The 12,095-nt window shown below is 37.6% G+C and carries 6 protein-coding genes; 2 read left to right on the top strand and 4 right to left on the bottom strand.

What is annotated here, in order from left to right; translation table 11 throughout:
- Positions 1-134: 134 nt before the first annotated feature.
- On the bottom strand, positions 135-818 hold the full coding sequence (locus tag DNK84_RS06485) for a DNA-binding protein (protein ID WP_119343736.1): 684 nt from the start codon (positions 816-818) through the stop codon (positions 135-137).
- 235 nt (positions 819-1,053) lie between these two features.
- On the opposite strand from DNK84_RS06485, the gene DNK84_RS06480 reads away from it, so the two are divergent.
- The gene (locus DNK84_RS06480; RefSeq protein WP_119343735.1) at positions 1,054-3,291 is read left to right on the top strand and encodes an NADP-dependent isocitrate dehydrogenase; all 2,238 of its coding nucleotides are present in this window, start codon (positions 1,054-1,056) and stop codon (positions 3,289-3,291) included.
- Positions 3,292-3,314: 23 nt separating this feature from the next.
- On the opposite strand, the gene DNK84_RS06475 is transcribed toward DNK84_RS06480, so the two are convergent.
- From DNK84_RS06475 to DNK84_RS06465, 3 genes are read right to left on the bottom strand one after another with little or no spacing between them, the layout of a single operon-like run.
- Positions 3,315-4,214, bottom strand: coding sequence for an RING finger protein (locus DNK84_RS06475; RefSeq protein ID WP_119343734.1), 900 nt, complete (start codon positions 4,212-4,214; stop codon positions 3,315-3,317).
- A gap of 30 nt (positions 4,215-4,244) precedes the next feature.
- Positions 4,245-8,405 (bottom strand): RHS repeat domain-containing protein, encoded by a 4,161-nt coding sequence (locus DNK84_RS06470; RefSeq protein ID WP_119343733.1) that lies wholly within the window; start codon positions 8,403-8,405, stop codon positions 4,245-4,247.
- Complete coding sequence (locus DNK84_RS06465; RefSeq protein ID WP_119343732.1) at positions 8,360-9,961, bottom strand: hypothetical protein; 1,602 nt, start codon at positions 9,959-9,961, stop codon at positions 8,360-8,362. The genes DNK84_RS06470 and DNK84_RS06465 overlap by 46 nt, the downstream gene beginning before the upstream one ends.
- A gap of 491 nt (positions 9,962-10,452) precedes the next feature.
- On the opposite strand from DNK84_RS06465, the gene DNK84_RS06460 reads away from it, so the two are divergent.
- A partial coding sequence (locus tag DNK84_RS06460) for a hypothetical protein (RefSeq protein WP_162902273.1) occupies positions 10,453-12,095 on the top strand: 1,643 nt, incomplete at its 3' end.

The following is a 12,095-nucleotide window of genomic DNA, read 5'->3' as shown; positions in this document are numbered from 1 at the left end:
ATAAAGTTAGACAAAACTCACATGAAATAAAAGCGTTTATTTTCTGTTGCCGATTCACAAATGACAGAATTAAAGAGGCGTTATTAAAAAGCATGCGCACAAATAGAAAGTGCATCATTGAAGTCAAGATTAAATTATTTGTTTTTAAGTGCCGCTAGCGCTAAGTTTGCCTTTTCAAGCTGACTGCGGTAATGCTCAAGATCGGCCTGAGATTCGCGTTTTAACTGGCGAATCTGCCCATTTAAAAAAGCGATTTGGCTTTCTAAGGTATCACGTAAATCAGCAATACGCTGGCTTGTTTGCTCTTTGATGATATCCGCGTAATTTTTTGCTTCTTTGGCGACTTTTTCTGCTGTCTCACGGCGTGTTTGTTCTTTGACAAGTGCTGCGTATAATTTTTTGATTTTCACTTCCATGTTCTGCTCATTTAAGATCACACCCCACTCATCAGACATCGTGTTTAAGATGTCATGACTTGCATTGGCAGAGCTATCAAGCAAGGCTTGAATAATTGGATCATTGATTGTTGGCATGCCGTTATTGTCCTTTATGTTTTCATTTTTTGTTGTCTGTTGTGTGGCGGCTGAGCTGGGTGACGCCATTTGCACATCGACAGCAAGCTCAGTCTGTTTAGGTTCTAAAGGGGTATTATTATCTTGTGCTTCAGATTTCCATTGCTTTAAAAATTTACTAATGGTGGTTGGGCTGCCGCGACCAATTGTCTCACGGACATTATTGATCGTTGGCTTTTCACCTTGCGCCATAATTTTGTCAATTGCCTTGACGACTTCTTCATAAGAAAGACCTGGACGTGCCATGATGTATTGTTTCCTCACGTTTGGTTACTTTATCTTTACAGAGCTGATCACAGCATTGTGCATATATTTGTTGTAAAATGTAGCACACTTTGAGATTAAGTTGGTTGTGAAATTTGAATTTGCAGAAAATTATAACAAGATATTCTTTTCAGTCAAACATTCGTTATACTACAAGCGCATCTTTTGTTATGATATTGCCAAAATTCAATAAATTTTTTAGAAGGAACATGCGTTTATGAGCACCACAAAGCTGATTTATACACACACAGATGAAGCCCCAATGCTGGCAACCTATTCTTTATTACCGATTATTGAAGCATTTACCAAGCCTGCAGGTATTGAAGTAGAAACAAAAGATATCTCTTTGGCTGCACGGATTTTAGCACAATTCCCAGAATATTTAGTGCAAAAGCAAAGCGATGATTTAGCGTTATTGGGTGAGCTGGCAAAAACACCAAAAGCCAATATTATTAAATTGCCAAATATCAGTGCATCAATTCCGCAATTACAAAATGCGATTAAAGAGTTGCAGGAACAAGGTTATCGTATTCCTGATTATCCGGTTAAACCACAAAATGACAAAGAAAAAGAGATCCAATCACGTTATGCCAAAGTGCTTGGTAGTGCAGTAAATCCAGTGTTGCGTGAGGGTAATTCTGACCGTCGTGTGGCAAAAGCAGTGAAAGAATATGCAAAAAAACACCCACATTCAATGGGCTCATGGTCAGCTGACTCTCAGTCACATGTTGCGCATATGGATGAAGGCGATTTTTATGGCAGTGAACAATCTGTGATTGTTTCACGTGATTGTAAGGTAAATATCGAATTTATTGCCGATAATGGACAAAAAGAAGTATTAAAAAAAGATTTAGCCTTGCAAAAAGATGAGGTTATTGATGCCTCAAGAATGTCTGCAAAAGCACTTAATGCATTTTTTGAATCACAAATCATCGATGCGACAAAACAAGGTGTTTTATTGTCACTACATTTAAAGGCCACAATGATGAAAGTCTCTGACCCTATTATTTTTGGTCATGCCGTGCGTATTTACTACAAAGCGGTTTTTGATAAATATGCTGATATTTTTGAAAAGCTTGGTGTCAATCCAAATAACGGTATTGGCGATGTGTATGCGAAGATTAAGGATTTACCTGAAGCGCAGAAAAAGGCCATTGAAAATGATATTCAAGCGGTTTACCAAACAAATGCATCTTTGGCAATGGTTGACTCAGATAAAGGCATCACAAACTTGCATGTCCCTAATGATGTGATTATTGATGCCTCAATGCCTGCGGCAATTCGCGCATCAGGTAAAATGTGGGGTGCGGATAATAAATTACATGATACCAAAGCAATGATCCCAGATCGAAGCTATGCGGGTGTTTATCAGGAAACCATCAACTTTTGTAAAGAACATGGTGCATTTGATCCAACCACAATGGGTAGCGTTGCCAATGTCGGTTTGATGGCGAAAAAGGCCGAAGAATATGGCTCACATGATAAGACATTTGAAATAACACAAAATGGTCAAGTACAGGTTGTTGATAATGAAGGTAATGTGTTATTACAGCATGTTGTTGAAAAAGGTGATATCTGGCGGATGTGTCAGACAAAAGATGTTGCCATTTGCGATTGGGTAAAGCTTGCCGTAACACGTGCGCGATTAACCAAATCACCAACAATTTTCTGGCTGGATGACAAACGTGCGCATGATAGAAACTTGATTCAAAAGGTCAAAGCATATTTACAGGATCATGATACATCAGGCCTTGATATCCAGATTCTATCACCGGTTGATGCCACACGCTTTAGCTTAAAAGCAATTAAAGAAGGCAAAGATGTGATTGCGGTAACAGGGAACGTGTTACGTGATTATTTAACTGATTTATTCCCGATTTTAGAGTTGGGTACCAGTGCGAAGATGTTATCTATTGTTCCACTTTTAGCAGGTGGTGGTTTATATGAAACAGGTGCCGGTGGCTCTGCACCAAAGCATGTTCAGCAATTGTTAAAAGAAAATCACCTTCGCTGGGATTCTTTAGGTGAGTTTTTGGCATTAGCTGCTTCACTTGAAGATCTGGCCAATAAAACAGGTGATAAAAAAATTGCTATATTGGCAAAGACGCTCGATCAGGCCAATAGTGAATTTTTAAATAATAACAAATCACCATCACGCAAAGTCGGTGAGCTTGATAACCGAGGTAGTCACTTTTATCTGGCACTTTACTGGGCAAAGGCATTGGCTGAGCAAGATGAAGATCAGCAGTTAAAGCAAAAATTTAGCCAAGTGGCAAAAGATCTTATCGACAACGAAGATAAGATTGTTGCAGAGCTAAATAAAGTACAGGGTAAGTCAGTTGATGTTGGCGGGTATTTTCATCCAAGTGCAGATGAAATAGCAAAAGTGATGCGTCCAAGTATGACATTAAACCATATTATTGATGCGCTCATATCACAAAAAGAACCAGCTTAAGCTTTTTGTGGTATTCATAAAAATTATGGCAGCATCCACACAAACATTTTGATCAACACAATGGATGCATCCATTGAGTTTATTACAGCAATGTTTGTAAAGTTTTCATCGCCTTGATCGTTGTCAGGTAGTGGTTTAATCAACATATGTGGCACATCCATAATACTTGCTGATATTGCACGCAATAGCAGTATTCTTTTATAGCGACGAAAATAATTTTGAAGCAGGCTATTATCGTACAAAGCGTAATCCGGTTCAACTTTACCAATGATTACCTGTTTAAGCTTTGATAAGTAGGAGCCTTTGTTTAAACGAAAAATTGGTCGAATTTGCATATTTGTCTGTGGATCCTTTCCTGTATACCGGATGGCATTTCCATAACAGTTATTATGGTAATAATGGTTGGAATTTCCTTTGATTAGTTTTTGCTCATTATTAAGTTCTTCAAAACAAACTGGACATCCTTCATTATGAAAATCTTCTGGTAATTGATCAAAGTTAATTGGGTGGGTTGTTGGCCCACCATGGTTACCTACTTTATAACCATCAAAGAACTCATTTTGTTGAAACTTAACAAAAGACTCATCGATAGATTGTATCAACATATAGTCAAGAACTGCGCTAAAGATCATGAAAGATGTAGTCAAGCCAAAATTTGCCCAATCATTTTTACTATCTCCTTTTTGTGTTAAACCTTGATCCAGTTCAAACCCGGCAGCTACTTCATCGGCGATACCGCCAGGGAGATTGCCTGCTGCAAATTCCAGTAAGCCACTGAGGAAAAATAATCCACTAAGCATTAAATGTGAAAGAGATACATTACCTGATGGATCAGTATAATTAATCGGATCGGTTGGCTTTGTACCACCCCAGGTATAAAGGTTAAATCCTTGCTTTAGATTTTGATCAGGTTGGTTAAACACCCCAATACCATAGCTGTTTTTAAAGTAACGCTAACCATTACCCATGACCAAATCTTGTGTTTCTGGATCTTGATAAGTATTTCGATAAAGCATATAGCCTGTGGGTTTTTTTGCTGTTTGTTGTATTATTGCATCAGTTGCCTGGTTATGCTCATTGGCGCTGCTTGTTGTACCGTATTGCCCAAAAGCACGATATAGCATATCCTGTGTGCTTTGATATTGCCATTTATTTTTAGAGAGTGTGAATTGTTGTATGATATATCGACTAACACCTTGCTTTGACAAAAAACGGTTGTGTATTGTATATCTGTCGCTATCATCTTGTAGAATATGTAATCTAGGAGTGTAGTAATTGACTTTATTATCGTCATTGTTAAGTTCTGCAATTAATTTATCTTTCGCATATGCATAATTAACTGTACGATTTTGATTATTTGAGTGGATTGCTTTTTGCACACGTTTGCCTTTTGGATTATAAAGATAATCTGCTTTTAAATCTGGCATATTAGGGATATTACGATCAAAGCCAACCAGTTGGTTGTTCGCATTATACTGATATTGATTACCATGAATATCTTTGATCATGTTGCCATTATGATCATATTCAATCAGCACATTATTAACATGTGTTAAACGGTGATCATCACCATATTTATATCGTGTTGCCTCAGAATTTCTGTCATAGCGAGTCACTAGACCAATAACTTCGGCGGCAGGGTCGTCTTGATTGTTGTAATAAAACTTTTCAACCAGATCACTATCGGCTGTTTGCGTTTGCGCCTTAATTAAGTTACCCAATATATCATAAGTATAAGATTGTTTTGCAAGGATACTGCTTTGTGCACTATCAAGATCTGCCGTGGTTTGTTGGAATATCTGCTCGGATATTTTGGCTGAGTCATTATAATAATACTCGATAGTCTGATCTATCGTTGTTGGCAGAAATGCATCATCTAAACGCTCATAAGCAATCGATGCTATTTCGCCTGCTGGCGCATAGTGGCCTTCATACTGGCCTTGTGTTTGTATTTGGCCTTGTTTGTAGTAACGAATATTTTTTTGTAAATCAGCTTGTGTACTTTGCTTTTTAGTTTGCAAGCTAACCGTTGAAACTTTCCCTATATTTGTGAGGTTATCAGCAGCTGTTATATATGGAATATATTGATAGTTAAACGCAGCAATAAAATAATTTTCTCCTTCTATGCCTGTGCGATATAAGCTGCTTTTTACTAATTGATTCATATGGCCCACATCATCACGATAAGTAAATGTTTCACTAAATCCAGGTTTCATAGCAACATTGTCTGCACCTTGGCGCCAGCCTTGCGGTATGACCCGTTTTGACTGTATCCGCCCGTAGGGGTCATACTGTGTTAGAATAAGATATTCTGGTGCTTTATCAGTATTTAAATTATTTTGGACAATAAGTCCAACGGTTTCTCTTAAAAGCTGTGTGGTATTAACTTCATGATAATATTCTCTATGATAGGTTTGGCGTACTATTTTCTCGCCTTGCTGTTGTGTTTCTTCAAGTATTTTGCCGTAATCGACACTATTGGGGTCTTGTTCATAATGATAAATAATCTGTATGGACTGTTTTGAATCACCTTCGGCAGTATTTGTATTTGGCGTTACGGTTATCTGGGTTAAAGCACCTGGTAAGTCTGTATTGTCATAATCATACCGATAGGTCGTTTTGTTTCCTGCCCAATCCGTTGTTTGAATGAAATTACCATGGGCATCATATTGAGTTATCTGGCATTTTGCCTGTTTTTCTGCAGATTTACACACCTTAATAGGCCTTGCAAGTCCATCAAAATAGTAATATAAACCATTTGCTTGAGATCCAGTTTTTTCTTTATCTCGTGAAACGGTTTTAGTGCTGTGCAGTACATGCCCATGAAGATCATAATCTTGTCTTGTTGTTTTCGTTGCTGACAGGGTACTTGAAGCATCATATAAGTTTTTCTGAATCTGTTTTACATAGCCTAATGGGTCGTGATCAATAACAACATCCTGGTGTGGTGTAAATGGATCATTGGGCTTGCGTTTTCTTGAAAGCTTAACGGATTTTGTCAGCCCATTACTCAACCATTGTTGGTGGATACGAAAGCGCTGTGGTAAGTCGCCCTGGTCAGATTCAACATTCTGGTGGAACAGATCTTGCTTATGGCCTAAGAAATTAAAATACATTACACCTGACCAGTCTTGCGTTTGCATATTACCTTGCAATAAGTTCGCTTGTTGGCGAGGAATCTGGTGGAAAAATCCTTTTTCTGCAACCTGCTGTGCTGAACCATCGATAAACAAATAGTATTGTTGATAGACAGCTTTTCCTGTTTGATCATAATAGTAACGGATAAATCCTTTTTCCGTTTGTTTGTGTGTTTTTGGGTCAATGGTATAATAGTGCTTTATTTTTACCTTGTTGGGGATCTGATAGAAAGTATGACCTTTTATTACTTCAGGCAGGGTATCAACATCATCTTGTTGTGTGGCCACCATGGTATCAAAGTATTCATTTGACTCTGTTATGTAATAACCACCATGGTTAACATTGTGATGATTATCTGCTTTAGCCAGTAAACGGCCTTGTCTGTCATAAATATTTACCTGGCAACGATAGATATCACGGCTGACATTGCCTGGCGCGCTTAATTGTCCAGCTCCATGATATGTGCATTGTTTGTCATGAATATACTGGCTAAGTGACATACCACTACCTAGGTCAATATTTCCTGGTCCTAATCCCCCTTGATCACTATTAGGAACTGTTTGGTAAGTGGTCGCAGTATTGGCATCGTTTTTCACTTTACTGCGGCCAACTTTCTGACTGTTCTCCATGGTATCTGCTTTGGGGAACAATCGTCGTTCTTTTGATACTTTTAAAGGCGAACTCACTGAAGCATTGATAAGTGGAATTTGATAGCGATATACCTTTCCTAAATCATTACCATCGGCATTGACACTGCGTTGCTGTAGCGGTAAATGATAAATTAAATCATGAATTTTTTGCTGAGCTGAAAAGATGGGGTCAATTTGGGTTTGATCAAAAAAGTACATGGGGCTAAGATTGATAATATCTACACCAAGCTTATCCCATGGCATATCCACTTCTTTAACATAACGTGTGCCTTGGTGTTTTTGAGTTGTTGCCATCTCCCCACTGTAGAAATCTTTTGCATATTCAAATGCCTCTGGATGGTTTTCTATATTCGCTTGAATGTCATCATGGAAATAAAAGGCATAATCATATTGTGTAAGATTCCCCATAACACCTTGGCCTTGATTTTGGACGATATCACTGGATTGTGTGATAACATACTTTTGATAAGGCAGTATTGGAAACTGGGTGATGCCAAAATGCTTGTGGGTTACAGGAAGGGTTGGAGAGCTGTCATTCAGGTTATAATAATCTTTGGCAATGAGTAAATAGGGTTGATCGTCAAACCGCTTTAGTTGATAGTATACCTTGTTATATTGGTTATCATACAAAAGAACCTGTTGCTTTTTAATTTGATTGTCTTGTAAAGTCGGTATCGTCGGGTCTTTTAATGTGGTAATTTCAACAATTCTTGCTTTCATTTTCGCTTTTTGATCAGTCTCCTGCTTAAAGAGCGCACCAGGCAGAGGAACATCTGCCGTTTTATCTGGATACTGATAAGCTTTTTCATAGAAAAGGAAATATTTTTTTGTATCAAGCGCATCCAAACCATGAGACAGATCTTCATATTCATATTGGCCAGGATGGTCGTTTGTGGATATTTGCTGATATCGCTGCTCTAACAGTGGCAAACCTGAACTTGTATATTCTAAATGGCGCCAAGTGGCTTTCGTTTGCATTTGATCACCTTGGTAGTGAATACTGACCGTATAGATATTACGTGGCTTATTATAGAGTTTACTGACATCTTTAATAGATAGGTCATAGGCAAAAGGGTTTTCTTGAAATGCTTCATCAGTAATATCACTGCCATTACCATATTGAATAATTTTTTTAGAAATAAGTTTCCCAGTGGTTGGGCTATATTGGTAAATAAATACAGGCAAACCATAATGATTATATCGAGTGACTTTGCGTGGTTTATGTGATGTGTCATCTGATAGACTATTATCCTGATCCAGATATTCAACCATACTAAAGGCTAAATAACGATGCTTAGACTCAAAGTCAGTAACTTGGCCTGGCATCTGATAATCTTTATCATAGTAATCTGTTGGGGTCCAGTGCAGTACAAAGTCACTGCCTGCTGTGCCCCCATATTACCTGTAATATCAAAGGCATCATCAGGGAATAATCCTGGATAATAAGCTACTGCATATTCATGTTGAATATTCTCACGTATTAAGGCATTTATCCCTTGTGTTGATTGTCCTAGCATACTGTCAATCGTATCAGGGAAACTTTGTAAGTCTTGATTTAATACAGGATCAGCATCAATGGGCTTTGATGTATTATTTGGTGGTGCATCATCATCGTAGTGACCATCTTTTTGAACAAGGCGATTCAAGCGACCGGTCATCCCATAGTTTTTTACGGATTGTAATTGCCCATACGTGTATTTTTTTATTTGTGTCACGATGTCAATATTATCGATTGATTTTTGAAGGTTTTGTACTCGATTTACATCTTCAGGTGCAGCAAAGCTTTCAGTTTGATAACTGATTTGATAGGCGGTTTTTTCATTACCATCAGGGGTAAACTGTTTTATCTGTGTAATATTTCGCCATTTTCCATCGATATCCGCTTGAATTTCATAGGCTTTATATCGCTCACTCTCATTAGCAATATCGATTTGTGTTGGGTAAATCCCTGCGTCGTAGAAATGATATTTAAAACCATCTTGGTCTGGGTCAAATCCTGTCTTTTCTTTCCGAATAAAACTTACTGGGGTATTCAGCTTATATTTTTGATCGCCTTGCGTGCTGATAATATAGCGCTTCCCAATAAAATTCAAATCCTCATCAACCCCACCGATAATGATTGGGCCACCGGTGCTTGGGTCATATTTTAGCGCATATAAGAAACCATTGTTGCCAAGGGCATAAATCTGACCAATACCCATACCATCTTGGTCTTCATAGTGATGTTTAAGCAAAGTGATGTTATGTGTCTGGTGATGTTCAATGGCAATTAAATTATATTGGTTGCCTGTGTTGTCCATTGTATCAGATACAAGTGGCTGGCCTGTTGGATAGGCATAATCATCAAAGTAAAAAGAATAAATACCTTTGGGGGTAAGTGGTGTGATACCGGCTGTGTATTTGATTTTATAACGCGTGCTAAAAAGGGTAAGCTTGTCTTTATCAATCTGTAATGCGGTATGCTGCTCTAAAAACTGAGGATCATCTAGATAAAATGAAAGTGATTGGCTTTCATCATCCTGCGGCAGGTTGGTAAAAGTAACATTGTATTTATCATCAATTTGGAAAGGTGTTTTAGTACCACCTAATGAAATAAAGTTATAACCGCCTGGATCATTACTGGGCATATAGATATAACTACCGGCAAGAAATGAAAACTCAGCACCATTTGATATCAGAGAAAATACTGGATAGGGTTGGATAGGGATTCTAGTTTGCAGCAGTCCTGTGGTTGGTATTACTTCTACGGTTAGTGGTTTTTGTTTAGCTAAGGCGGTTTCGATAAATCCTGTTAAAATGCACAAAAAGCTATAAAATAATGCCTTACGCCAATGGTATCGTTGCTTTTTCTGGGGTGTTTGGCTATGTCTGAGCACACTCATTTGATAATTGCTCCATTTGATCCTGGATTTCCAATTGCAGTATATTAAAAAATAGAAGCTGTTTATTTTAAATGCAAACACCATGGAATTTAGCATTATTGCTTAAGGTGCGCTTAATAGTTTAGTGTAGGTAAACTAGGTTAAATATAGACATTTCTTTATTCTGCAGTGCAGCAAAATGAATTTTTAATTTTTTCTTTAGCTGATAAATGCTAAAAAGATATGGATTCAATTTTTTGATAAAGCCGTATAAACAGGTTGAAGCAGGTTAAGATGTAAAAGCACTTATGGTCAATCTCTTAACTGGAATGACCAATCACGCAAATGAGATGTATATTCTCGCAAGTTAAAAAGATCAATAGCGCACAACAAAAGCCTTATCATCAAAGTGCTAAAGGATGAAATTTTGACAGCGCAGAAAGTTAATCTATCTTTAAATTAAATATATTTGTATGGAACTTATCCAAATTGCTCGATCGGAGGACAACCAGATGAATATCAAAAAAGCACTATGCTATTTGTTTTTAAGCATGTATTTAAGTGTGAGCTTTGCAGAGATCAAAGGGGTTTGGGGGAATATTAATATGATTAATGATTTCGGCAAAACCAGCCAACCTTCAGTTGCTGGATTTGCAGTGAGTAATAATAGTCCCTATACGGTTGAATATTTAGGGACTTCATCTGATGAAATTGTAACATTTGAAGGTGATATTGCGCCAAACACACCTATGTTGGAGAATCCAGAAGATATTTTTAAGAATAGATTTTATTCTAAAGATCGTGATGTGCCAGAAGCACAGGCTTTTTTCCGTATCTGTCCAAGTGACTATCATAAGTGTTTATACTTTAAGCTTGCGTCGCACCATCGAAGTTATGGTTTTTATGGCTATACAGGAAATAAAGCAGCTGGTGAGCATGAAAAAGACTTAGAAAACTACCGTGATAGCTTGACAGGAAACTCTATATGGGGGATAGCCGTTACTGGAGCAGGAGGCGTTGCAGGTGTGATTAGTTCATATTACTTAATTAGGCATCTCAGAAAAAGTGCCAATATTAGTAAAATGATTGAAAATACACAAAAAAAAATCAGCGCGGCGAATCAACAAATCAGTAAGTTATCTAATCAATTTGATTCTGGTGCAAGAAGTTTGATAAAAGAGTTACAAATAGTGGATAAAAAATATGTAAGTGCTTTGTCTAAGCAAATGAAACTAGGTATTGAGAGGCATGCGAAGGTGACACAACTAAATGAGATAAAAGCAAAGCTATCTAAAGTTGTCAATACAAATAACCTAGAGGAAATACACAAATTATCAAGAGCACGTACGGCAGCATATAATGAAGTAAGTAAAGTGGCAATCAAACAACAACAGGCAATGATAGAAGCAAGCACATACAGTAAAAAAATAGATAATCTAAATAGCAGTATAAAACAAGCTTCGAAATTAGACGCTAAATGGAATGCAAAGGTAGAAAAAGCTTTAACAAACAAAGTAAATGATCTGCAACTCGCACAGAATAAACTTGCGAACTTACAAGCACAAAAGCTTAAATTGTTAGGCGCAAAACAGCTACTTAAAGATATAGGCTCAACTATTATGGTAATGGCTATTCCCATCGCGATGGCATATGTAGGGTTACTGATCTCAACAAGAGGAACACACCAAGGTGTATGGGGAACGGGTTTTCTAGCTTATGCTTTGGAACCAGTTACACAAGATGATGTCAATAAATACGATTTTCTTCCTGATGAGGCTTTACAGACAGACTTTGATCTTATCGACCAAAACACTGCTTTTGAGACTATTCGCTTATCATTTGATGGCGATGACATTGATAACCAGGTATTGATTGAAATTAGTTTGTCTGTCCTTAGTAGCGTGTGGAATAAACAATTAATTCGAGAGGCTGAAGGTGATGATTGGGGAGATGATCTGTTTCGAGGGGTATTAAGAGAAGAGGCGCGTTGGGGAGTTCCAGAAGTGGAATGGAAACAGTCTGGGGCTTTGCTATTATCTATCAAATCATTTAATGATTTAGATTATATAACCCAATATGTTGATATGACAACGGCTATCAAAGAGCATAACCCTGAGTCCCAAGCCTCAAGCTTAATGATATTTGATGCCCCAGA

It is taken from the genome of Facilibium subflavum (assembly GCF_003574485.1).
Classification (GTDB): domain Bacteria; phylum Pseudomonadota; class Gammaproteobacteria; order Francisellales; family Francisellaceae; genus Facilibium; species Facilibium subflavum.
This window is presented reverse-complemented; position numbering and strand designations above follow the sequence as displayed.